General features: G+C 67.3%; 25 protein-coding genes. 12 read left to right on the top strand and 13 right to left on the bottom strand.

Features of this window, described 5'->3' with window-relative positions; translation table 11 throughout:
* The first annotated feature begins 28 nt into the window (after positions 1-28).
* Positions 29-262, top strand: coding sequence for a 50S ribosomal protein L31 (gene rpmE / locus ASE66_RS15745; RefSeq protein WP_057190649.1), 234 nt, complete (start codon positions 29-31; stop codon positions 260-262).
* Between the two features lie 222 nt (positions 263-484).
* Here rpmE and ASE66_RS15740 read toward each other — a convergent pair whose 3' ends face one another.
* The 3 genes from ASE66_RS15740 to ASE66_RS15730 form a co-directional block, all read right to left on the bottom strand.
* Positions 485-1,012, bottom strand: coding sequence for a DUF1465 family protein (locus ASE66_RS15740; protein WP_057190648.1), 528 nt, complete (start codon positions 1,010-1,012; stop codon positions 485-487).
* Between the two features lie 362 nt (positions 1,013-1,374).
* Entirely contained in the window at positions 1,375-1,671 is a 297-nt protein-coding gene (locus ASE66_RS15735; protein ID WP_057190647.1) for a hypothetical protein, read from the bottom strand.
* Positions 1,672-1,971: 300 nt separating this feature from the next.
* On the bottom strand, positions 1,972-2,172 hold the full coding sequence (locus tag ASE66_RS15730; RefSeq protein WP_057190646.1) for a DUF1192 domain-containing protein: 201 nt from the start codon (positions 2,170-2,172) through the stop codon (positions 1,972-1,974).
* 78 nt (positions 2,173-2,250) lie between these two features.
* Here ASE66_RS15730 and ASE66_RS15725 point away from each other — a divergent pair, with 78 nt between their 5' ends.
* The 3 genes from ASE66_RS15725 to ASE66_RS15715 all read left to right on the top strand — a co-directional run bounded on the left by ASE66_RS15725 (position 2,251) and on the right by ASE66_RS15715 (position 5,148).
* Positions 2,251-3,249, top strand: coding sequence for an NAD(P)H-quinone oxidoreductase (locus ASE66_RS15725; protein ID WP_057190645.1), 999 nt, complete (start codon positions 2,251-2,253; stop codon positions 3,247-3,249).
* A gap of 141 nt (positions 3,250-3,390) precedes the next feature.
* Complete coding sequence (locus ASE66_RS15720) at positions 3,391-4,125, top strand: DUF1013 domain-containing protein (protein ID WP_057190644.1); 735 nt, start codon at positions 3,391-3,393, stop codon at positions 4,123-4,125.
* Between the two features lie 138 nt (positions 4,126-4,263).
* Positions 4,264-5,148, top strand: coding sequence for an MBL fold metallo-hydrolase (locus ASE66_RS15715; protein ID WP_057191086.1), 885 nt, complete (start codon positions 4,264-4,266; stop codon positions 5,146-5,148).
* Positions 5,149-5,160: 12 nt separating this feature from the next.
* Here ASE66_RS15715 and ASE66_RS15710 read toward each other — a convergent pair whose 3' ends face one another.
* The 3 genes from ASE66_RS15710 to ASE66_RS15700 form a co-directional block, all read right to left on the bottom strand.
* Positions 5,161-6,855, bottom strand: a complete 1,695-nt coding sequence (locus tag ASE66_RS15710) for a methyl-accepting chemotaxis protein (protein WP_057190643.1) — start codon at positions 6,853-6,855, stop codon at positions 5,161-5,163.
* Complete coding sequence (locus ASE66_RS15705; RefSeq protein WP_057190642.1) at positions 6,852-7,175, bottom strand: hypothetical protein; 324 nt, start codon at positions 7,173-7,175, stop codon at positions 6,852-6,854. The genes ASE66_RS15710 and ASE66_RS15705 overlap by 4 nt, the downstream gene beginning before the upstream one ends.
* Before the next feature lie 94 nt (positions 7,176-7,269).
* A complete protein-coding gene (locus ASE66_RS15700; RefSeq protein WP_057190641.1) occupies positions 7,270-9,186 on the bottom strand; it encodes a propionyl-CoA synthetase in 1,917 nt (638 codons plus the stop codon).
* A 188-nt stretch (positions 9,187-9,374) separates the two neighbouring features.
* Here ASE66_RS15700 and ASE66_RS15695 point away from each other — a divergent pair, with 188 nt between their 5' ends.
* The 3 genes from ASE66_RS15695 (at position 9,375) to ASE66_RS15685 (ending at position 12,363) form a co-directional block, all read left to right on the top strand.
* Entirely contained in the window at positions 9,375-10,133 is a 759-nt protein-coding gene (locus tag ASE66_RS15695; RefSeq protein WP_057190640.1) for a sulfite exporter TauE/SafE family protein, read from the top strand.
* Between the two features lie 62 nt (positions 10,134-10,195).
* Positions 10,196-11,824 carry an acyl-CoA synthetase gene (locus ASE66_RS15690; protein WP_057190639.1) on the top strand — a complete coding sequence of 543 codons (1,629 nt, stop codon included), beginning with the start codon at positions 10,196-10,198 and terminating at the stop codon, positions 11,822-11,824.
* An 86-nt stretch (positions 11,825-11,910) separates the two neighbouring features.
* Entirely contained in the window at positions 11,911-12,363 is a 453-nt protein-coding gene (locus ASE66_RS15685; RefSeq protein WP_156412185.1) for a hypothetical protein, read from the top strand.
* A gap of 59 nt (positions 12,364-12,422) precedes the next feature.
* On the opposite strand, the gene argE is transcribed toward ASE66_RS15685, so the two are convergent.
* The 5 genes from argE to ASE66_RS15660 all read right to left on the bottom strand — a co-directional run bounded on the left by argE (position 12,423) and on the right by ASE66_RS15660 (position 16,490).
* Positions 12,423-13,523, bottom strand: coding sequence for an acetylornithine deacetylase (gene argE / locus ASE66_RS15680; protein WP_057190637.1), 1,101 nt, complete (start codon positions 13,521-13,523; stop codon positions 12,423-12,425).
* 8 nt (positions 13,524-13,531) lie between these two features.
* Positions 13,532-14,479 (bottom strand): DMT family transporter, encoded by a 948-nt coding sequence (locus ASE66_RS15675; protein ID WP_057190636.1) that lies wholly within the window; start codon positions 14,477-14,479, stop codon positions 13,532-13,534.
* Between the two features lie 8 nt (positions 14,480-14,487).
* A complete protein-coding gene (locus ASE66_RS15670) occupies positions 14,488-15,207 on the bottom strand; it encodes an alanyl-tRNA editing protein (protein ID WP_057190635.1) in 720 nt (239 codons plus the stop codon).
* Positions 15,208-15,275: 68 nt separating this feature from the next.
* Entirely contained in the window at positions 15,276-16,175 is a 900-nt protein-coding gene (locus ASE66_RS15665; RefSeq protein WP_200964606.1) for an AraC family transcriptional regulator, read from the bottom strand.
* 126 nt (positions 16,176-16,301) lie between these two features.
* Positions 16,302-16,490 (bottom strand): YdcH family protein, encoded by a 189-nt coding sequence (locus ASE66_RS15660; RefSeq protein WP_057190633.1) that lies wholly within the window; start codon positions 16,488-16,490, stop codon positions 16,302-16,304.
* Between the two features lie 232 nt (positions 16,491-16,722).
* Here ASE66_RS15660 and ASE66_RS15655 point away from each other — a divergent pair, with 232 nt between their 5' ends.
* From ASE66_RS15655 to ASE66_RS15635, 5 genes are all read left to right on the top strand, one after another.
* Positions 16,723-16,941, top strand: coding sequence for a YdcH family protein (locus ASE66_RS15655; RefSeq protein WP_057190632.1), 219 nt, complete (start codon positions 16,723-16,725; stop codon positions 16,939-16,941).
* A gap of 102 nt (positions 16,942-17,043) precedes the next feature.
* Positions 17,044-17,541, top strand: coding sequence for a 5-(carboxyamino)imidazole ribonucleotide mutase (purE, locus tag ASE66_RS15650; RefSeq protein WP_057190631.1), 498 nt, complete (start codon positions 17,044-17,046; stop codon positions 17,539-17,541).
* A complete protein-coding gene (locus ASE66_RS15645) occupies positions 17,538-18,638 on the top strand; it encodes a 5-(carboxyamino)imidazole ribonucleotide synthase (protein ID WP_057190630.1) in 1,101 nt (366 codons plus the stop codon). Before purE ends, ASE66_RS15645 begins: the two co-directional genes overlap by 4 nt.
* Positions 18,639-18,807: 169 nt before the next feature.
* The gene (rpsU, locus tag ASE66_RS15640; protein ID WP_057190629.1) at positions 18,808-19,068 is read left to right on the top strand and encodes a 30S ribosomal protein S21; all 261 of its coding nucleotides are present in this window, start codon (positions 18,808-18,810) and stop codon (positions 19,066-19,068) included.
* Between the two features lie 192 nt (positions 19,069-19,260).
* Positions 19,261-20,109, top strand: a complete 849-nt coding sequence (locus ASE66_RS15635) for a tetratricopeptide repeat protein (protein ID WP_082613493.1) — start codon at positions 19,261-19,263, stop codon at positions 20,107-20,109.
* A 10-nt stretch (positions 20,110-20,119) separates the two neighbouring features.
* Here the strand turns inward: ASE66_RS15635 and ASE66_RS15630 are convergent, their stop codons facing one another.
* A complete protein-coding gene (locus ASE66_RS15630) occupies positions 20,120-20,977 on the bottom strand; it encodes an alpha/beta hydrolase (RefSeq protein ID WP_057190627.1) in 858 nt (285 codons plus the stop codon).
* Between the two features lie 139 nt (positions 20,978-21,116).
* Positions 21,117-21,401, bottom strand: coding sequence for an aa3-type cytochrome c oxidase subunit IV (locus tag ASE66_RS15625; RefSeq protein ID WP_057190626.1), 285 nt, complete (start codon positions 21,399-21,401; stop codon positions 21,117-21,119).
* Positions 21,402-21,515 lie beyond the last annotated feature (114 nt).

Below are 21,515 nucleotides of genomic sequence, written 5' to 3'. Positions count from 1 at the left end.
CCGCTTTTCGACAATTGAGGATTTCGCCATGAAGACCGGCATTCATCCCGACTACCACACCATCAAGGTCGTCATGACCGATGGCACCGAATACTTCACGCGTTCGACGCTGGGCAAGGAGGGTGACACCCTCAACCTCGACATCGACCCGAAGACCCACCCGGCCTGGACCGGCGGCACCCAGCACATGCTGGACCGTGGCGGCCGCGTCTCGCGCTTCAACTCGCGTTTCGGTGCGCTGGGCACCCTCGCCAAGAAGTAATTCGCGTTTTCGCGGCCTTTCTGGGCCGGCGAGCACGACAGAAAAGCCCAGCCTCACGGCCGGGCTTTTTGCATTGATGGCGACGATAGGCCGCGGCTGGAAAGTGCCGTCATTCTCGGGCGCAGTGAAGCGCAGGCCCAGGAATCTCATCACGAGAGGGCCCCCGGTCGGGGCTCTTCCGGCCTGAGATGCTCGGGACAAGCCCGAGCATGACGCCCGATATCAGCGCAGCAGGCCGAGCCGGGCCTGCAGGCTCTCGAGCTGGCCGCGCACCGGGTTCGCCGCAGCTGGCCGGACAGCGCCCGACATCTGCTCGTCGAGATTGCGGATGCGCTCCTGCAGGCGGATTGAATGGCCGATCAGGTCGCGCAGGCGCTGCGGCAGGCGCGCGGCCTCGGCGCTGCTCGGCTGCAGCATCGGCTCGGCGATGCGCACCTTGTTGTGCTCGTTACGTGCCTGGTCGGTACTCATCTCGCCCTCGGCGACGGCGCGCTGCACCAGCAGCCAGGAGGCGATCTGCATCAGCCGTGTCGTCAGGCGCATGCTCTCGGTCGCATAGGTCAGCGAGACCTCGCGCGGCAGCGCCGCCGATTCGGCCCGCCCTTCCCCGTCGAGATAGGAGGCGGTCGCCTCGACCAGCCCCATCCCCTCGCGGAACAGCTGCATGAACGCGTCCGATTTGACGAAGCCGCGTGCAAACGAGATCGCGCCGTCCTCGGCCACAGGCCTCAGCATCGTCAAATCGGTCATCCCATGTCTCCAATCGGCACAGTGGCGTGCGGTCGAAGGACGCGACGCCGGTTCTGGCCGGGACATCGCAAGGATAACGCCATGAGCTTGTCGGCGCTGTGGTAACGTGTCGTTAAGGTTAACGGTGCGATGGTCCGGGCCGTCGATGCCCCTGCCCCGCCCGGAAATCCGGGCGCGGACAAAAAAAGAGCCGCCCCGAAGGCGGCTCGAAGGTCAACAGGGAGGCGTCAAACAGAGTGGGCAGGAGCCACTCGACATCCAGACAAACTGGATGATGCGATTCATACTTTGGAATCGTTAAGCGACCGTTAACGGCGCCCGAAAATGCGACAAATTCGAACGATCCTGACCCGGCCAGCTCGCTACCGGGTCACCGTCAGCTTCAGGCCGAAGCGCTCGCTGACGAATCGCTCGCCCAACGAATAGCGATAGGTGCCGCCCAAGCTGACGCTGGGCGCGATCTCGCGCCGGATCTCGATGCTGTGCCCGCCGAGCACGGTGACCGGCGCCTGCATGATCACGATGGTCTGCGGCCAGCGCAGTTGCAGGGCGGCGAGCGGCTTTCCCCCGTCCTCGCGCAGCCCGACTCGGGCGGTATCCTCTATGGCGGCAACCGGCGTGGCGCCGAGCAAGGCCATGGCGAGCGCGACGAAGCGCATCGTCTTTCTCCTGTCGTCGAAGGCAGGCACGCGATCGGCGACGGCTTCCAGCCGCCTGTCCGCTCGTTTCCACCTGACTGTCATTGTCGGAAGCGGCCCCGGCCGAGACGTCGCGTCGGCGCGGGCGGGCGGCATCTCGCCGCCTTCTGTCCACGTCCTCAGGATAGGCGCGTCGGCCCGCGATGCGAAGATGAATATCCGTTCATCCGCTGGCGCATCTTGTCGCGTGGCAGGAAGGACTCAACCGTCCCGCCAAGTGCCGCCGGCTCTGCCTTTGCTGTTGACTGCCGCGGTTTCGCCTCAGGCCTTCGCCTTGAAGAAGGCATCGGCGGCCGAGCGCGACGCCGCCTTCTTCTCCCGCGCCTCCTGCAGCCGCGCGACCTCGGCTTCCAGCAGCGCGATGCGCTCGTCGAGCTCGGCGACGGCGAGCTGCGACAGGTCCTGCCCGATCTCGTGAGCCCGCTTCGGCGCCGGGCGATCATCATCGAGAAATCCAGCCATCGTAGCCTCGCCTTGCATCCTACGAGCGCGGGAGCTTAATCGGACACGAACGCCAGCACCACAGGCGAGGAGATGCCCATGACTGCCCTGCCCGCGATGATGACCGCCATCGGCTTCGATGCCCCCGGCGGCCCGGAGGTCCTTCAAGCCCGGCAGCGCCCGGTGCCGCAGCCCGGTCCGGGCCAGGTCCTGGTCCATGTCTCGGTCGCCGGCGTCAACCGGCCCGACGTGCTGCAGCGCATGGGCGGTTACGCCCCGCCTCCCGGCGCCTCCGACATTCCCGGTCTCGAGATCGCCGGCCGGATCGTCGCCCTCGGCGAAGGCGTCTCGCGCTATGAGGTCGGCGACCAGGTCTGCGCGCTCGTCGCCGGCGGCGGCTATGCCGAATATGCCGTGGTCCATGAGGACAATGCCCTGCCGATCCCGGCCGGCCTGTCGCTGGAGGAGGCCGGCGCGATCCCTGAGACCTATTTCACCGTCTGGACCAATGTCTTTCAGCGCGGCGGCCTGAAGAAGGGCGAGAGCTTCCTGGTGCATGGCGGCACCTCGGGCATCGGCACCACCGCGATCCAGCTCGCCAAGGCCTTCGGCGCGACCGTGCTGGCAACCGCGGGCTCGGACGAAAAATGCACCGCCTGCCGCGAACTCGGCGCCGACCATGCCATCAACTACCGAAACGAGGATTTTGCCGCCGCGGCGAAGGCGGCGACTGGAGGTCGGGGCGTCGACCTGATCCTCGACATGGTCGGCGGCGACTACATCAACCGCAATTACGATGCCGCAGCCGAAAGCGGCCGCATCGTCCAGATCGCTTTCCTCAACGGTCCGAAGACCGAGGTCGACTTTCGCCGTCTGATGATGAAGCGGCTGACCCATACCGGCTCGACGCTTCGCCCGCGCACGATCGCCGAGAAGGCGGCAATCGCGCGCGAGCTCGAGCAGAAGGTCTGGCCGCTGCTGACGGAAGGGCGTTGCAAGCCGGTGATCCACGCCCGCTTCCCGCTCGCGCAGGCAGCCGAGGCGCATGCGCTGATGGAGAGCAACGCCCATATCGGCAAGATCGTGCTGACAATCTGATCCATTGGTTTGATTGGACAGCAATCGCGGCTTTGCCTATAACGCGCGCCATCCTCCTCATCATCGATGATTTGGATGACCGGCCGGGGCGGCCGGTCGGCGCCTGAGAGCTATTGCCCGCGACATTCCAGGAGACGGCCCGTGTCACAAACGCCGCTGATGCCCAAGGCCACTGCGGTCTGGCTGGTCGAGAACACCTCGCTGACCTTCGAGCAGATCGCCGAGTTCTGCAAACTGCATCCGCTCGAAGTGCGCGGCATCGCCGACGGCGAGGTCGCGGCCGGCATCAAGGGCCTCGACCCGATCACCTCCGGCCAGCTCACCCGCGAGGAGCTCGAGCGCGCCGCCAAGAACCCGGCTCACCAGCTCAAGCTCGCCGAGCGCAAGGTCAAGGTCCCGGAGATCAAGCGCACCAAGGGCCCGCGCTACACCCCGGTCTCGAAACGCCAGGACCGCCCGAACGCGATCCTTTGGCTGCTGCGCAACCATCCCGAGCTCAAGGACGCGCAGATCATCCGCCTGATCGGCACGACCAAGACGACGATCGCCCAGATCCGCGACCGCACGCATTGGAACGCCCAGCAACTGCAGCCGATCGATCCGGTCAGCCTCGGCCTGTCCTCGCAGATCGACCTCGACTTCGAAGTGGCCCGCGCCGCCAAGGAGCGCCCCGCGATGGTCCTGCAGGAGACTGGCTCGACCCTGCTCCCGGCCGAGGTGACGACCGCGCCGCAGCCGGCGCCGGCCTCGCAGCCCTTCGCCGACATGAGCCGGCCGAAGCGCGAGGAAGAGGAGAAGATCGACGTCGATTCGGTCTTCGCCAAGCTGAAGCAGCTCAAGCGCCCGGCGGAAGAGGACGACGACGGCGGCTACTGAGCCCGACGAGAGCATTTTCGAGCGAAGTGGCCACCGGTTCGCGTGAAGAAAATGCGATAGAATAAAGGGTTGGAGCACTACCCCGTTTCGAAGAAGCGCAGCAGTGCTCCAAACGATCGAAGCTGGAGACGAGTGACCGTGGCCACCGATCTCGCTTTCACCTTCCTCGGCACCGGTGCCCCTCCGGTCAGCCTGCGCCGCGCCGGCCCCGCCCATCTCGTTGAGGCGGGTGGCGTCAAGGTTCTGGTCGATTGCGGCTCCGGCGTCAGCCAGCGCCTCGTCGCCGCCGGTCATGCCGGGGCGCAGATCGACGCGCTGATCGTCACCCATGAGCATTCCGACCATCTGGTCGATTTCTACCAGCTCGTCGTCTCGTCCTGGCATCAGGGCCGCAGCCGGCCCTGGCGCGTGCTCGCACCGCAGCCGGCGCTCGCCAATATGCGCGGCCAGTACGAGGCCTTCGCCCGCGAGCGGGCCTTGCGCATCGCCTTCGAGAAGCGACCGGATGCCACCGGTCTCGAGGTCGTCTTCGAGGAATTGCGCGAGGGCCCGGTCGCCGGGCTGGGCGCTCTTGTGGTCGAGGCCTTCCTCGTTGACCACAAGCCGGTCGAGCCGGCCTTCGGGCTCAAACTATCGGCAGAAGGTAACAATATCGTCTTCTCCGGCGATACGCGCCTGACGCCGTCACTGAAGCAGGCTGCGCAGGGCTGCGACCTGCTCATCTGCGAGGTCTTCATCGACAGCCAGATGCCTGTCGCCGCCGGCGTGCGCTCGGCCGAGACCGTGGCGTCGGTGCAGAGCTATCACATGACCCCGGCAGTCGTGGGCGGCCTTGCCGAGCGCGCCGGCGTCAAGGCGCTGGCGCTGACCCATCTCGTTCCGCCGGGAGCCGACACCGCGGCGCTCTTTTCCGAGATCCGTGCGGGCGGCTATGCCGGGCCGCTGATCGTCGGCGAGGATCTGATGCGGCTGGAGCTGCCGGCGCGGCTGCTGCGCTGGAACGGCGCGGCGCTGGGGTTCTGATCGCGATGCGGCTCAGGCCGCCCGGCGCAATCCCGCACTGGCCTGCCCGCCATCGAGCCGGAAGCTGCCAGCCAGCCTCGCGACTGCTTCGGCCGCCTCCGCCATGCCTCGCCCTGCCGCGGCGGTGCGTTCCGCCGCCTGGGCATTGTCCTGCGTGGCCGCATCGATCTCGACCAGCGCCCGCTCGATCGCGCCGACGCCCTGCGATTGCTCCGCCGTCGCCTGGCTGATCTCGCCGAAGGCCTGCGCGACCTCCTCGACCTCGCCGGAGATGGCGGTGAGGCTGGCGCCGGTCTCGCGCACCAGCCTCACCCCCTCGTCGACATGGACCTTGGTCTCGCTGATCAGCACCCGGACGTCGCGCGCCGCATCGGCCGATTGCTGGGCGAGCCGGCGGACCTCGGTCGCGACCACGGCAAAGCCGCGACCGCCATCGCCCGCCCGCGCCGCCTCGACCGAGGCGTTCAGCGCCAGCAGATTGGTCTGGAAGGCGAGCCCGTCCATGACCTCGACGATGTCGACGATCCGGCGTGCCTGCTGGTCGATCTTGTCGATCGCCTCGACCGCGCGGCCCGCGACCGCGACGCCCGCGCCGGCATCGTCGGCGGTCGAGCGCGCCTTGCGCGCCGCCGCCTGGACGATGTCGGAGGTCTGGCGGACAGTAGCGGCGATCTCCTCGATGACGCTGGAGGTGTCCTGAAGCGCATTGGCCTGGCTCTGCCCGCGCTGCGACAGGTCGAGTGTCGCCGAGAGGATGTCCTCGGCCGCAGCTCGCGTCTGGACTGCGTTGCTCGCGACTGCCGCCAGCGCTCCAGCGAGCGCCTCCGCCGAGCGGTTGAAATTGCCGGCGACGGCAGCGAGCCGCCCTTCGAAGCCGGTCGACATCCGCGTGCTCAGATCGCCGTCGGCCAGCCCCGAGAGCGCACGATCGGCCTCGTCCAGGAAAGCTTCGCAAGCGTCGGTCAGCTCGTCGATGCCGCTCACCAGCGCGCCGAACCGGCCAAGGTCGGCAGTGCGGACGGTTCGAACCGAGAAATCGCCGCGCTTGGCCGCATCGACCACGCCGGCGACGGCTTCGAGCAAGTGCGCTTCGATCGCGACACGCTCGGCTTCGCTTGCCACATTGTCATGGCGCAATATCTCGGCGCGCTCCTGGTTGAGTAGAGCGGTCGAGGCCGCCTCGTCGGCCTGATCGAGCGCCGCGGCGAGCCGCTGCGCGATCCAGATCAGTGCGCCCGCCTCGGCCAGCAGGATGACGGCGTGGACGACGACACGGGCGAACTCGCTGCCATCGGGAAACACCGCCGCTGGATAGGCGAAGTTCAGGACGAGATGATGCACCGCGACGACCACCGTCGCCGCCAGGATCGAGCGCCAGCAGCACCACGCCGTCATCACCGCGAGCGCGGCGAAGAAGGCCATGTGCAGGTCGATCTGGTAGCGCGTGCCCTCGCAGGCGAAGACCAGCAGAGCGACCTGCCCGTTGATCGCGATGGTCGAGACCAGGCGGGTCGACAGGCCGATCCCATCCGAACGCCAGGCCAGGGTCGTGGCCGCGGCGAGCAGGGTCGAGACCAGCCCGATCGCGAAAAGCGCCGGATGCCCGGCAAACCAGGCGACGGCGCAGGTCACCGGCACCAGCAGCCACTGCCCTGTCATCAAGGGCTTGGCGAAGGCGCCGCGGAACGTCTCGAGGCTCTGGCTCATGGGGACCGTCTCGCTGAGATGAAGGGATCGCGCGCCTGGCCGGAGCAGCCGCCGCCCAGCCCGGCCAGGACGAGCGCGGCGCCGGAGCTGTAGAGGCGGGTTGAAAAGCCGGGGACGGCCGAGCGGGCCAGCAAGCCGAAACGGCCGACCGGTGCGAGGATGACACCGTCAGCAAGGCTCACGGCCTCGGCCGCGGCAACAGAGCTTGCCGCGAGCACGAGAACGGTCGCACCGTCGCGCGGCGCAAGGATGACGCCGACCGGCGCGAGCAGCGCACCGATCGCCAGAGCCAGCAGTCCGATGCGTGGGCGAAACGCCATCGTTTAGATCCGGCAGGATAAGCGCCTGCGATCCTGAACGATTCTATTTAAAGCAACGTAAAGTTGTATTGTCGCCGAATTGCACGATGCAACTTCAGCCCAGCCCCCTGCCCTTCAGCGCGACGCCGATCTCAGCCAGCACCGCCGGATCCTCGATCGTCGCCGGCATGGCGTACTCCTCGCCATCGGCGATCTTCTTCATCGTGGCGCGCAGGATCTTGCCGGAGCGCGTCTTCGGCAGGCGCGCCACCGTGATCGCGAGCTTGAAGGCGGCGACGGGACCGATCCTGTCGCGCACCAGCCCGACCAGCTCCTTCTCGACCTCTGCCGGCGACTGCGTCACCCCGGCCTTCATCACCACGAAGCCGCAGGGCTGCTCGCCCTTGAGCCCGTCCCTGATTCCGACCACGGCGCACTCGGCCACGGCCGGATGCGAGGCCAGCACCTCCTCCATGCCACCGGTCGAGAGACGGTGGCCGGCGACGTTGATGATGTCGTCGGTGCGGCCCATGATGAAGACATAGCCGTCCGCGTCGATGAAACCGGCATCCGAGGTGTTGTAGAAGCCGGGATAGGTTTCGAGATAGGCGCTGCGGAAGCGGGCATCGTCCTGCCAAAGCGTCGGCAGCGCGCCGGGCGGCAGCGGCAGCTTGGCGACGATCGCGCCCATCGTCCCGGCCGGCACGGGCTTGCCGCCTTCGTCGAGGCACTGGATGTCGTAGCCCGGCAGCGGCACGCTCGGCGAGCCGTGCTTGATCGGCAGAAGGCCGAGGCCGACCGGATTGCCGACCATGCAGGCGCCGGTCTCGGTCTGCCACCAATGGTCGACCACCGGCACCTTCAGCACCTCCTCGGCCCATTTCAGCGTGTCGGGATCGGCCCGCTCGCCTGCGAGGAAGAGCGTGCGGAACTGCGAGAGATCGTAGTTCTTGAGATAGGTCGCCTGCGGGTCGTCCTTGCGGATCGCCCGGAAAGCGGTCGGCGCCGTGAACATCGCCACCGCCTTATGCTCCGCGATCACCCGCCAATAGGCGCCGGGATCGGGCGTGCCGACCGGCTTACCCTCGTAGAGGATCGAGGTCGCGCCGAGCAGCAGCGGGCCGTAGACGATATAGCTGTGGCCGACGACCCAGCCGACATCGGACGCCGTGAACATCACCTCGCCGGGCCTGACGTCGTAGAGCTGCGTCATCGTCGCCAGCAGCATGACCATGTGACCGCCATTGTCGCGCACCACGCCCTTGGGTCTGCCGGTCGTGCCGGAAGTGTAGAGCACATAGAGTGGGTCGGTCGCGGCGACCTCGACGCAGTCAGCCTTGCGACCGTTTGCGCGGGCGGCGGCGACGAGCGTGCGCCAGTTCTTGTCGCGGCTGACATGCATGGAGGCATCGACCTGCGGCCGTTGCAGCACGATGCAGGCATCGGGCTTGTGCGTCGAAAGATCGATCGCGGCGTCGAGCAACGGCTTGTATTCGACCACGCGCGTCGGCTCGATGCCGCAGGTCGCGGTCATGATCAGCTTCGGCGTGGCGTCGTCGATACGGGTCGCCAGCTCCTTCGCCGCAAAGCCGCCGAACACCACCGAATGCACCGCGCCGATCCGAGCGCAGGCCAGCATGGCAATGGCTGCTTCGGGGATCATCGGCATGTAGAGGATGACGCGATCGCCCTTGCCGACGCCCTGGTCCTGCAACACGGCCGCGAGGGTCGACACCTCGTCGAGCATCTCAGCGTAGGTGAAACGCTGCTTGGTGCCGGTGACCGGGCTGTCGTAGATCAGCGCCGTCTGCTCGGCGCGGCCATCACGGACATGCCTATCCAGCGCGTTGAAGCAGGTGTTGCAGCTCGCATCCGGGAACCAGCGGCCATAGATGCCGGCCTCCGCGTCGAAGATCTGCTGCGGCGGCTTGATCCACTCGATGCCCCCCGCGATCTCGGCCCAATAGCCTTCCGGGTCCCGCTGCCAGGCGGCATAGATCTCAGCATAGCGGCTTGCATGGCTGGCAGTCATCAAAAGCGTTCCTCTTCGCCTGGTATTGGGCCTAGAGCTTCGCTCAGGGCTGGCCGTCTGCGGGCCGGATTTGGCGCGGGATCGTGCCCATGTCCGCCGCTTGCGTGCAAGCGCTCCTCTGTCAGACTTTCAGCGCAACCGCATGGGCTGTGCTGCACAGCCGGCCCAGCCGGCAGCCGCGCGGGACGATGACCTTCGACCTCACCTTCTTCGCCATCATGGTGCCGGCCGTCATCCTGATGGGGCTGTCCAAGGGCGGCTTTGCGGGCCTGAGCCTGCTTTCGCTGCCGTTGATGGCGCTGATCGTCTCGCCGGTGCAGGCGGCGGCGATCATGCTGCCAATCCTGATCATCCAGGACGTCGTCTCGGTCTGGTCCTATCGCCGCGACTTCGATCGCCGCAACCTCGCCACCCTGATCCCCGGCATGCTGCTCGGCGTGCTCGTCGGCTATCTCCTGGCGGCGAAGGTCTCCGATGCCGTCGTCGGCCTCGCGGTCGGGATGATCTCGATCGGCTTCGCGCTGCGCCGCCTCCTCGCCGGCAAGACGGCAGCCCAGCCGGTGACCAAGGCGAACTATGCGGCCGGAACGCTCTGGGGGGCGATCTGCGGCTTCACCAGCATGATCGCCCATGCCGGCGGCCCACCCTTCCAGATCTACACCATGCCGCAACGCCTGCCGCCGGCGGTCTTTGTCGGCACCGGCGCGCTGTTCTTCGCGCTGATGAACTGGATCAAGGTGCTGCCCTATTTCGTCCTCGGCCAGTTCAGCCCGCAGAACCTGATGGCCTCGGCCGCACTCGCCCCGGTCGCGATCCTCTCGACCATCGCCGGCGTCTGGCTGGTCAGGCGCGTCCCGGCCGAGCGCTTCTACACCATCATCTACTGGCTGCTGATCGCAGTCGGCGTGAAACTCGTCTTCGACGGCCTGCGTCCGCTCTTCGGCTGATTGCGGGAGGCGGGACGCGCTTCTAGGCTGGTCGGCAACACCAGCCGGGAACGCCGAACGCCATGCCGATCTCCCCTTACGACACCGATCTCGATCGCAACCCGGCGAACTTCCAGCCGCTCTCGCCGCTGCCCTTCCTCGAGCGCGCCGCCAGCGTCTTCCCGAACCATGTCGCCGTCGTCCATGGCCCGCTGAAGCGGCCTTACGCCGAGCTCTACGCCCGCACCCGCCGTCTCGCCTCGGCCCTGAAGCAGCACGGCATCGGCAAGAACGACACGGTGGCGGCGATGCTGCCGAACACCCCGGCCATGCTCGAATGCCATTACGGCGTGCCGATGTGCGGGGCGGTGCTGAACACGCTCAACACCCGCCTCGATGCCGCGATCATCGCCTTCTCGCTCGACCATGGCGAGGCCAGGGTGCTGATCGCCGATCGCGAGTTCTCGAAGACGGTCAAGGAGGCGCTGGCGCTCTGCAAGGTGAAGCCGCTCGTCATCGACTATGACGACCCGGTCTATGACGGGCCGGGCGAGCGCCTCGGCAGCATCGAGTACGAGGAGTTGCTCAAGCAGGGCGATCCCGATTTCGACTGGCTGATGCCATCGGACGAGTGGGACGCGATCGCGCTGAACTACACCTCCGGCACCACCGGCGATCCCAAGGGCGTGGTCTACCACCATCGCGGCGCCAACCTGCTCGCGACCTCGAACGTGCTCACCGGCGGCATGGGGAGGCACCCGGTCTATCTCTGGACCCTGCCGATGTTCCACTGCAATGGCTGGTGCTTCCCTTGGACGATCTCGCTGCTCGCCGGCACCCATGTCTGCCTGCGCCAGGTCCGGGCCAAGGCGATGTACGATGCGCTGGCCGACCATGGCGTCACCCATATGTGCGGCGCGCCGATCGTGATGTCGGCGCTTCTCAACGCGCCCGAGGCGGAGCGGCGCAGCTTCGCCCAGCAGGTCAATTTCTTCACCGCCGCCGCGCCGCCGCCCGAAGCAGTGCTCGCCGGCATGGCGCAGGCCGGCTTCAACGTCGTCCATCTCTACGGGCTGACCGAGGTCTATGGTCCCGCCGTGGTCAACGAGTGGAACGGCGCCTGGGACGCCCTGTCCGGCGGCGAGCAGGCGGCGCTCAAGGCGCGCCAGGGCGTGCGCTATCCGGCGTTGGAAGGGCTCGATGTCCGCGACCCCGAGACGCTGGAGCCCGTGCCGCATGACGGCCAGACGCTCGGCGAGGTGATGTTCCGCGGCAATGTCGTGATGAAGGGCTATCTCAAGAACCCGAAATCGACCAAGGCCGCCTTCGCGGGCGGCTGGTTCCACTCCGGCGATCTCGGCGTGATGCATCCCGACGGTTACATCCAGCTCAAGGACCGCTCCAAGGACATCATCATCTCCGGCGGCGAGAACATCTCCTCGATCGAGGTCGAGGATGCGCTCTACAAGCACCCGGCGGTGCAGGCCGCCGCTGTCGTCGCCCGCCCCGACGAGAAATGGGGCGAGACCCCCTGCGCCTTCGTCGAATTGAAGCCCGGTCAGAGCGCCACGCAGGACGAGATCATCGCCTGGTGCAAGACCCTGCTCGCCTCGTTCAAATGCCCGCGGACGGTGGTCTTCACCGAGGTGCCCAAGACCTCGACCGGCAAGATCCAGAAGTTCAAGCTGCGCGAGATGGCGCGGGCATTGTGATAGCGCGGAGGCAAACGGCTCCCTTCACGGCCCGCTGGGGCAGGCCGGCGGTTGCTTATGTGATCACGGCTCCGGCGCTGGCGCTCATGGCCATGCTGGCACCGTCGGTTCGGGCCCAGGACGCCTCCGCCGCACTCACCGGAAACTGGCAAGGCACCTATGTCTGCGCGCAGGGGAAGACCGGGCTGACCCTAACGATCGACCCGCAAGATGGCCGCGAATTTTCCGGCGTGTTCCAGTTCTACGCCGTGCGCGAGAACATCACCGTGCCTGATGGCTGCTTCACGGTCTCAGGCCGCATCAGGAGTGGCGGCGCGGTCGACATCATCGGCTCCACCTGGATCAAGCGACCGGCCGGCTACATCACCGTCGACCTGCACGGGCGGGTCGGGCAAGGCGGCACCAACATGTCGGGCACGGTGGCAACACCCGGCTACGGCAATCTGTGCTCCAGATTCGAACTGACGAGAACCGCCACCAAACCATCGGTCGAAGAAACCTGCCGCGTCGAAGCTCCGGTGGTCAGTTTCGCCCCGTGACGCGGTGAGATTTCCTTCTCCGCTGCGCCTTGAGACAAGGAGCGCCCGCCTGACCGATCTCAACTCTCTGCGGCCGCCCAGGCACCGACGCGCGTCAGAAGTTGGTCCGCCGCGTCGAGTTCAGTCATGGCGATCCACTCATTCGGCTGATGCGCCTGTGCGATCGAGCCCGGACCGCAGACCAAAGCCGGGATGCCCGCCTGCTGGAAGAAGCCTGCCTCGGTCCCGAACGGCATCGCGATCGGCGGCCACAAGCCCCCGAGCTCGCGTACCACTCCGGCAGCCGGACTGCCCGCCGCGCAGTCGAGCGGCGGCACGCTCGCTAGCGAGGCCGTTTCGACGCTCACCCCGGCAGCCAGCCCAGCCGCCAGGTCTTCGACGGCGGCGAGCACGGCCCGTGCCGCAGCTTCATCGGGCGGCCGGAACTCCCAGACGACCTCGCAGCGTTCGGGAATGATGTTGATGGCATTCCCGCCCTCGATCCTGCCGATGTTGACAGTTGTTCGACCGCTGCTCTGCCCTCCCCCGAGGGCGGTAAGGCTGGCCACGAGTGCCGCCGCCGGCTCGATCGCGCTGGCGCCGAGAAGGGGGTCGCTCGAATGGGCGGCGCGGCCATGGAAGACGCTGCGATAGCCATAGAAGCCGCGATGGCTGAGCCCGATGTGCATCTGCGTCGGCTCCCCGATGATGGCGAGCGCCGGCAGCGGGCCATGCGCCAGCATGTCGGCGATCAACAGCGGCACGCCAAGGCAGCCGACCTCCTCGTCATAGGACAGGGCAAGATGGATCGGCCGCCGCAGCTCGCTGGCCCGCCAGCCCGGGACAGCTGCGAGGCAGGCCGCGACGAAGCCCTTCATGTCGACGGCGCCGCGGCCATGCAGGCGCCCATCCCGGCCGGCGAGCGCGAACGGATCGCTCGCCCAATCCTGGTCGTCGACGGTGACGACATCGGTATGCCCGGAGAGGACGATGCCTCCCGGCTGATCCGGCCCGATCGTCGCCAGGATGTTGGCCTTTTCGCCCGAGGCGTCGCTGGTCAGGCGCACCCGCGCGCCAGCGCTCTCGAGGTAATCGGCGGCCCAGTGGACCAGATCGAGATTGGAGCGCTGCGAGGTGGTGTCGAAGGCCACGAGCTTTTGCAGAATCTCGATCGTATCCATGGCGCTTCTCAGAGCCGGGATGTGCCGGGTTGCCGTGCTGGTCGTAGTCGAGCGCTCCCCCAGGTCCCGGTCGGGAGGAAGAATCCGGCGAGGATCAGAGCCATCCCGACAAGGTGGAAGCCGTGCACCGGCTCGCCCAGAACCGCGACCGCAAGCAAGGCCGTGAACAGCGCCACCAGATGGAACGACACCCCGGTGACGCTGGGCCCGAGCGTCGCCACGCAGTGCCCCCAGAGGATGAAGGCGATGAGCGAGGCGAACACGCCGATATAGAGAACCGCCGCGACCGAGCCCGCATCGGTCGGAATGCGCGCGCCTTGCGCCAGCTCGAAGGCCCAGAACGGCGCCAGCACCAACAGGCCGGCCGCCATCGTTGCCGCCAGAAAGACGAGCGGGCTCAAGGCTGCCGGCTTACGCCGCAGCAGGACGGAGTAGACCGCGTAGTTTGCGACGGCGATGAGCACGAGCAACTCGCCGCCATCGGCCCGCAATCCGCGCAGCTGCTGCAGGTCGCCGCGTGCGACGATCCAGATCACCCCAGCAAAGGACAGCGCGATGCCCGCAAGCGTCCGGCCGGAAACGCGCTCGACCCCGAGTGCGAAGGCCGCGAGCGGCACCATCAGCGGCAAGGTCGAGTTCAGGAAGGCGACGCTGGCGGCGGGCGTCGTCCGCAGCGCGAGGTAACCCAGCGCATTGTAGCCGGCGACACCGAAGGCGCCACAGGCGACGATCAGGGCAAGATGCTGCCGCAGCAGCCCGCGCTCACGCCAGGCCTGCCGGCCGATGAAGGGGGCAAGGCAGGCCAGCGCGACGAGCCAGCGCCCGACGGCGAGCGAGACTGGCGGAAAGCTTGGCCCGAGCGCGCGGCCGAGAACGAGATTGCCTGCCCAGAACAGCGGCGGCAGCCAGAGCAGCAGAAGCGGACGCGCCCAAAACCCTTTCAACAGCGCTGACATCGCCGGCCTCACACGCCGTCGAGGCCGATGCGAAGGCGCCGGTTATGGCGGCCCTTGTTGTCGATCTTCAGGATCCGCAGCGGGCGCGACGCTCCCGTCGACGCCAGATGCGTGCCGCCGCAGGCCTGGCGATCGAGCCCGACGATCTCGACGACCCTGATCTTGCCATCGGCCGTCGGCGGCGGCGTGACCGAGCGCGAGCGGATCAGGCCAGGCTCGTCGAACGCTTCGTCTTCACCGACATAGGTTTCGCCGACCGGCAGGTCCTGCCTGATCACGTCGTTGATGGCGCCTTCGAGGCTGCGCAGGCGCTCATTGTCGGCTTCGGCTAAGTCGAAATCGATCCGCGCCGTGCCGTCCTCGTTCATCTGGACGCCGGTCACGAGCGCGCCGTCGAAGCGCTGGTAGACCAGCGCATTGACGATGTGCAGATCGGTATGGAGTTCGCGCATCAGCTGCCGGAACGGGCGGTCGACCTGCGCAGCGACGGCGCCCGAAAGCATCACCGGCGCGGCAAGCAGGTGCCAGATGCCGTCGCCTAGAATCTCGAAGCCGGCGATCGGGACCTCGCCGCCGGACCAGTGCAATGTTCCCCTGTCGGCGAGCTGGCCGCCACCGCCAGGATAGAACGGCGAGCGATCGAGCCGGACGCGGCCCGGCTCGGCAGCCACGACCGCGGTTTCGAGGTCGAACACCTCCGGCTCGTCCAGACAGAAATAACGCGTCACGCGAAGGCTCCTTTTCGACAAGGAGCCTGGCGAGCTGCTTCAGCACGGTATTGGCGGAAATTGATCGCTCAGCTGGCAGAGCCGGCCCGTTGGTACTGAAGCGGCGTGATCCCGAACGAGCGCTTGAAGTGCCTGGTCAGCGCGCTCTGGTCGTAGAAACCACTGGCCAGAGCCGCGTCTGCGATAGGCGCGCCTGCTTTCAGCTGTCGGATTGCCGCCTTCAAGCGGAGTTGGGTCAGATAGGCGTGAGGCGTCAGCCCGACCGTACGCTTGAACAGACCGATGAGCTGGAACGGGGTCATGTCGACCCAAAGCCCCATCTCGTTCAGGCTGAGCCGACTCTCGGCATGCCGCGAAGCCATCCGCTTCGCAACGCGCGAAACCGCGGCCTCGTCCCGAGGCGCGATCGGGATCGACCGGGCACCGTCGCCATGGCGGGCGAAGAGCTGACCGAAGCTGGCGACGAGGAGTTCACGCTCTTCGAGCGGATCCCGGCCATCGTCGAGGCTGCGGTGCAGCCGCGTGAAGGCCGCGATCAGATCGGCATCGCCGAGGACATTGCGCATGAAATAGGCCGGCCGGGCGATCCCGAGATCGGCCGTCACCTGGTCGATGGCAGGCTGCGTCAGATAGATCGAGCGGTAGCGCCAGCCTTTGCTCCAGCCCATCCGGCCGGAATGCGGCTCGGCTGGATTGAAGACCAGAAGGACACTCTCACGGGCTTCGTCGCTGCGGCCGCGGCTCTTGAATTCGGAGCCCCCGCTTTCTGTCACGGCAATGACGAAGGCGTCGTGCTGATGCGGCGCGTAGTCATGCGTCGTGAAGTCGGCGTGAAGGCAGCTGAGGCCGTCGACGCCGGGTGCGTTCCAATATCGGCTCCTGTTGCGCATATCGATGCGCGCCATCACGCAGTTCCCTCGACCCATCTGCTCTCCATCATGAGGTCCCTCGGGCGGTTCGTCGATCACTTCCGCTCGATCTCGAAGCGGGCGGCCGGCAAGACGCGAACCACACAATAAAAAGCCGGCCCCTTTCGGGGCCGGCGTCGCGCCTTGCGCGAAATCGTCACGGGCCGCCGCGGCCCGCCTGTCATCTCAGTGCAATGTCGGTGACGGCATGGTCAGCCGCACGCGTTCGATCTCATCCTTCAGCAGCAGCTTCTTTCGCTTCAGCTCGGCCACGCTGAGATCGTTCGACGAGGGGCTTGATACCGCCTGAGCGATAGCGTCCTCGAGTTGGCGATGCTTGCGTTCAAGCTCGGCGAGATGTGTCTGCAGCGACATCTGGATCCTCCTGATGAGCGTTCTGGCAAGGTAAAGTCTGACACAGAGCCGGCTTTGCGTCTGCGGGGCAGACGTGCACTGCACCATGAGTTTCTGTGATCCCTTCCGAGACCTTTCCCGAGGCGCATGAATGCGAGCAAGCCAGCCCTGCATTCGCCCGGGCGACACCCTTGCCGCGCCGCCCGTGCCTGCGCATAGTCGCGCCCGATCGCGGCGATGATGAGACGGCTTCATGGGATTCGAACTGAGCCAGGAGGAAATCGAGGTCCTGGAGGCGGAGCTGGCGCGGTTGCGCGAAGAGCATCGCGATCTCGACAGCGCCATCGACGCACTCGAGCGGCTCGGCCCGGTCAACCAGATCCAGATCCAGCGCCTGAAGAAGCGCAAACTCTATCTGCGCGACCGCATCTCCTATCTCGAAGACCAGCTAACGCCTGATATTATCGCCTAGGCTACCGGAATTCCGAGCAAATCCCGATTCCGCGCTTGCCTGTGACGTTGCGGCCGGTCTAGATCGCGCGCTTCCTCCCTCCTGCCGGGAAGCGCGCATTTCATGGCCGAGCCGACTCCTCCCGTCGCCATCATCATGGGCAGCCAGTCCGACTGGGCGACGATGCGTCACGCTGCAGATACGCTGGGCGAGCTCGGCATCCCCTTCGATGCGCGCATCATGTCGGCCCATCGCACGCCGGACCGGATGTACGCCTTCGCCAAGGGCGCCCGGGCGGAAGGCTTCAAGGTCATCATCGCCGGCGCCGGCGGCGCCGCGCATCTGCCGGGCATGACGGCCTCGCTCACCCCCCTTCCCGTCTTCGGCGTCCCCGTCGAATCCAAGGCGCTCTCCGGTCAGGACAGCCTGCTCTCGATCGTGCAGATGCCGGGCGGCATTCCGGTCGGCACGCTCGCCATCGGCAAGGCCGGCGCGATCAACGCAGCCCTGCTCGCCGCCGCCGTGCTCGCCCTCTCCGACTCCGATCTCGCCGAACGCCTCGACGCCTGGCGCACCCGGCTGAGCAACGCCGTCGCCGAACGCCCGAAGGACGAGGCATGAGCCAGCCCGATCCACGCGGCCTCGGTCCCGGCGCCGTCCTCGGCATCCTCGGTGGCGGCCAGCTCGCCCGCATGCTGGCGCTGGCCGCGGCCGATCTCGGCGTGCGCGTGCACATCTTCGCGCCGGACGCCGACAGCCCGGCCTATGAGGTCGCCGCCCGCCACACCATCGGCGCCTATGAAGACGAGGCGGCGCTCGCCAGCTTCGCCGACGCCGTCGATGTCGTGACCTACGAGTTCGAGAACGTCCCGGCCGCGACGGCGGCCTTCCTCGCCGCCCGCACCCCGCTGTACCCGGGAGCGCGAGCGCTCGCAGTGACGCAGGACCGCCTCACCGAGAAGCGCTTCGTCGCCGATCTCGGCCTTGCCGTGGCGCCGTTCGAGCCGGTCGACTCGCTCGCCGACCTGGAAAAGGCGGTCGCCAGGCTCGGCCGTCCCGCCGTGCTGAAGACGCGGCGCTTCGGCTATGACGGCAAGGGCCAGGTCAAGATCGCCGACGGCGTCGATCTCGCCCAGGCCTGGGACGAGATCGGGCATTTCCCGGCGATCCTCGAAGGTTTCGTCACTTTCGCGCGCGAGGTCTCTGTCGTCGCCGCCCGCGCCGTCGACGGTTCCTTCGCCGCCTTCGACGTCTGCGAGAACGAGCATCGCGACCACATCCTGGCACTGACGCAGGTGCCTGCGCGCATCGCCCCGGCTGCTGCGGAAGCTGCCGTCGAGGCCGCACGCCGGATCGGCGAGGCGCTCGGTTATGTCGGCGTCTTCGCCGTCGAGTTCTTCCTGGTCGAAGGTACGAGCGGCGAGCAGGTCGTCGTCAACGAGATCGCCCCCCGCGTCCACAACTCCGGACACTGGACCAGCGAAGGGGCGCAGACCTCGCAGTTCCACCAGCATGTCCGCGCCGTCTGCGGCTTCCCGCTCGGTGCGACGACGCGGCGCGGCCACGTCACCATGCAGAACCTGATCGGCGATCAGGCGAATGACTGGCGCGCCATCCTGGCCGAGCCGGGCACGCATCTGCACCTCTATGGCAAGCGCGACGCAAGACCCGGCCGCAAGATGGGCCATGTCACCCGCGTGCTCCCCGAGGCCGGGTGAGCCGCACAGCGCTGTAGCAGCCCCGAAAACCGCGTATTTACGCGGGTTTTGCCGCGCTGCAGCGTGGACAGCCCGAGCGAATTCTGGTATCCGCACGGCCTTCGCGGCGGTCTTCAGAACGGCAGGTCGCCGCCCGGATTCTGAGCCACCCACAACGACGGACAATCCCGTGCAGGTTCTCGTTCGCGACAACAATGTCGACCAGGCGCTGCGGGCGCTGAAGAAGAAGCTGCAGCGCGAGGGCGTCTTCCGTGAGATGAAGCTCCGGGGCCATTACGAGAAGCCGTCCGAGAAGAAGGCGCGCGAGAAGGCCGAGGCCGTCCGCCGCGCCCGCAAGCTGATCCGCAAGAAGCTGCAGCGCGAAGGCCTGCTGCCGGCGCCGGTGAAGCCGAAGCGCCCCGAGCGGCCCGCCCGCCCGGCGGCTGTCTGACCGCGCAAGAGGCTCGGCGACCGCCGCCCCAGTGCCATTCTGATATCTGCGCCTGGAGCTTCTCCGGGCGCAGTTGTTTTTGTAGACTTGTTAACCAAACCTTGTGAGGGGTTGGGCGTTTTGGAGGATGGGCCGCGCACCGGAGCGGGCGTAGCGCATGGCAGGCGAGAGTTCGAGGCAATGGATAAGAGCATGTTCACGGGCAGGAACTGGCTGATCGCGACGGGCCTCGCGCTCGCGCTCGCAGGCTGCGACACGGTGAGCATGAGCTCCGGGGCCGGCGTCGCCGAACTCCAGACCGAGAACGCCGAGGCCGCGAGCGTCAACATCGGCTCGCTCAGCGAAGTGGTGAGCCGCAACCCGAACGATCCGCAGGCCTACAACACGCGCGGCGCCGCCTATGCCCGCGTCGGCCGCTATTCCGACGCCATCTCCGATTTCACCAAGGCGGTGCAGATCGACGCCAATTTCGCGCCGGCCTACACCAATCGCGGCCTGGCGCTGCGCCAGAGCGGGCGCAACGACGCGGCATTGCAGGACTTCAACCGCGCCGCCACCGCCAATCCGAGCTACGCCCCGGCCTTCGTCGCCCGCGCCAACCTGTTGCGCCTGCAGGGCAACAGCCAGCAGGCGCTGGCCGACCTCAACACCGCGATCCGCCTCAACCCGGAATCGGCGGAAGCCTTCCACGCCCGCGGGCTGGTCTACCAGAAGGAAGGCCAGCACCAGCAGGCCGTCACCGATTTCGACTCGGTGATCGACCGCAATCCCTATACCGCCCCGCCCTATATCGCCCGTGGCGAGAGCCTCAACGCCCTCGGCAGATACGACTCGGCGCTCGAGGACTTCACCGCCGCGCTCAATGTCGACAACCGCAATGCCGCCGCCTGGGCCGGCCGCGGCCTCGCCTTCGAGAAGCAAGGCAAGAAGACCGAAGCGAGCGAAGCCTATCAGCGCGCTCTCGGCCTCGACGGCAACAATCAGATCGCCCGCTCCGGCTCCGCCCGCCTCGGCGGCGGTGGCGGCATGTTCCGCCTCTGACGCACCTCGCCTACCGCCCCGCCGCGGCGGTCACCGTCTGGCTCCCGGCCAGGCGGCTCGTATTGAGATCGGCGAGGAAGCGCCTGATCTCCGGCACCGAGCCATGCGCCGGCAGGTTCTCGTGATTGCCCTCCGGGAAGCGGATGAAGCGCTTCGGCGGATTGGCGAGCGCAAACAACGCCTCGCCCTGGCTGAACGGGATGACGCCGTCGCGCTGGCCATGCAGCACCAGCAGCGGCGCCTTGACCTTGCCGATCACCCGGTCGGAGTGGAACTGGTCGTGCATGACCAGGCCAACCGGGATGAAGGGATAAAGTTGCTGCGCCACGGCGGCGGTCGAAAGATAAGGCGCTTCGAGGATTACGGCCTTGAGCGGGGCGTCCGCGGCTAGCTTCAGCACCACGCCGGTGCCGAGCGACTCGCCATAGCCCACCAGCCTCTCCGCACCGAAACGCGCTACGGCCGCGGCATAGGCGGCGCGTGCGTCCAGCGCCAGCCCGTCCTCGGTCGGTGAACCGGTCGAACCGCCATAGCCGCGATAATTGACGGCGAACAGGCCGGTGCCGTCCTGCGTCAGGGCGCGGAAGCGCGTCTGCCGGATCGGGCGGCCGAAATTGCCGGCATTGCCGTGGAAGAACAATAGCACCGGCTTGCCCTCGCGCGGCGGCACCACCCAGGCGACCAGCCTCTCGCCGTCGGCAGCGGTGAGCGTGGCTTCCTCGACGCCGGGCAGGTTGGCGCTGGCGATCTCGGCCCTGGCCGGATTGCGCGGATACATCATCTCGCGCTGCTTGACGTAGAGCAGCGCCAGCACGGCGCCATAGGCGCAGAGCGCGCCGACGGCGAGAAACTTCAGGATCCTGCGCATCACCCGCTACCTTCGGCCGCCGCCCAAAGCGAAAAAGGGCCGGCATCGAGCCGACCCTTTACGACGTTCCGATGACGGAAGGCTCCGGCCCGGATGGGCCAGCGCCTCGACGATTCCGTCAGTGCCAGACTTTCCGGACTCAGTAGAGCAGGAGCGCCAGCAGCATCAGGGCGAAGGGCACGAACGTGGCGCGCCAGCCGATCGACGGGGCGGCGATGCCGACGCCGGTGCCGACCAGGGTCAACAGGGTGCCGATAATGGCGGTGCCCCAGGCATGCTTGGTGCCGCCGACGGCGAGCGCCGCGACGATGGCGAGGCAGGCGAGCGTGCCGACTTCGGCGAAGTGAACGAAGCCCACATAGGTGCGCTCATGCTCCGGATAATCCATCTGCGGAGCGTCGGCGGCGTGTCCGTGGTCGGCCATGAAGAAAGTCCCGAGTTCAAACCCTGTCGTGACGCCCTGTAGCGCACCTGAAAAGGGTCGGCAACGGAGCGCCGGAGCTGCGACGACCATTTTCTGGACGATAGCAGCACAACA

This window comes from Allobosea sp. Root483D1, assembly GCF_001429505.1.
GTDB lineage: Bacteria > Pseudomonadota > Alphaproteobacteria > Rhizobiales > Beijerinckiaceae > Allobosea.
Note: the sequence above shows the minus strand (reverse complement) of the source record. Positions and strands in the feature narration are given on the sequence as shown.

Excerpts from the sequence above, each read along its gene's own strand:
- rpmE (WP_057190649.1), top strand. The coding sequence starts at position 29 with ATGAAGACCGGCATTCATCCCGACTACCACACCATCAAGGTCGTCATG.
- ASE66_RS15740 (WP_057190648.1), bottom strand. The coding sequence starts at position 1,012 with ATGACCGATTTGACGATGCTGAGGCCTGTGGCCGAGGACGGCGCGATC.
- ASE66_RS15735 (WP_057190647.1), bottom strand. The coding sequence starts at position 1,671 with ATGCGCTTCGTCGCGCTCGCCATGGCCTTGCTCGGCGCCACGCCGGTT.
- ASE66_RS15730 (WP_057190646.1), bottom strand. The coding sequence starts at position 2,172 with ATGGCTGGATTTCTCGATGATGATCGCCCGGCGCCGAAGCGGGCTCAC.
- ASE66_RS15725 (WP_057190645.1), top strand. The coding sequence starts at position 2,251 with ATGACTGCCCTGCCCGCGATGATGACCGCCATCGGCTTCGATGCCCCC.
- ASE66_RS15710 (WP_057190643.1), bottom strand. The coding sequence starts at position 6,855 with ATGAGCCAGAGCCTCGAGACGTTCCGCGGCGCCTTCGCCAAGCCCTTG.
- ASE66_RS15705 (WP_057190642.1), bottom strand. The coding sequence starts at position 7,175 with ATGGCGTTTCGCCCACGCATCGGACTGCTGGCTCTGGCGATCGGTGCG.
- ASE66_RS15700 (WP_057190641.1), bottom strand. The coding sequence starts at position 9,186 with ATGACTGCCAGCCATGCAAGCCGCTATGCTGAGATCTATGCCGCCTGG.
- ASE66_RS15695 (WP_057190640.1), top strand. The coding sequence starts at position 9,375 with ATGACCTTCGACCTCACCTTCTTCGCCATCATGGTGCCGGCCGTCATC.
- ASE66_RS15690 (WP_057190639.1), top strand. The coding sequence starts at position 10,196 with ATGCCGATCTCCCCTTACGACACCGATCTCGATCGCAACCCGGCGAAC.
- ASE66_RS15685 (WP_156412185.1), top strand. The coding sequence starts at position 11,911 with ATGGCCATGCTGGCACCGTCGGTTCGGGCCCAGGACGCCTCCGCCGCA.
- argE (WP_057190637.1), bottom strand. The coding sequence starts at position 13,523 with ATGGATACGATCGAGATTCTGCAAAAGCTCGTGGCCTTCGACACCACC.
- ASE66_RS15675 (WP_057190636.1), bottom strand. The coding sequence starts at position 14,479 with ATGTCAGCGCTGTTGAAAGGGTTTTGGGCGCGTCCGCTTCTGCTGCTC.
- ASE66_RS15660 (WP_057190633.1), bottom strand. The coding sequence starts at position 16,490 with ATGTCGCTGCAGACACATCTCGCCGAGCTTGAACGCAAGCATCGCCAA.
- ASE66_RS15655 (WP_057190632.1), top strand. The coding sequence starts at position 16,723 with ATGGGATTCGAACTGAGCCAGGAGGAAATCGAGGTCCTGGAGGCGGAG.
- purE (WP_057190631.1), top strand. The coding sequence starts at position 17,044 with ATGGCCGAGCCGACTCCTCCCGTCGCCATCATCATGGGCAGCCAGTCC.
- ASE66_RS15645 (WP_057190630.1), top strand. The coding sequence starts at position 17,538 with ATGAGCCAGCCCGATCCACGCGGCCTCGGTCCCGGCGCCGTCCTCGGC.
- ASE66_RS15635 (WP_082613493.1), top strand. The coding sequence starts at position 19,261 with ATGTTCACGGGCAGGAACTGGCTGATCGCGACGGGCCTCGCGCTCGCG.
- ASE66_RS15630 (WP_057190627.1), bottom strand. The coding sequence starts at position 20,977 with ATGCGCAGGATCCTGAAGTTTCTCGCCGTCGGCGCGCTCTGCGCCTAT.
- ASE66_RS15625 (WP_057190626.1), bottom strand. The coding sequence starts at position 21,401 with ATGGCCGACCACGGACACGCCGCCGACGCTCCGCAGATGGATTATCCG.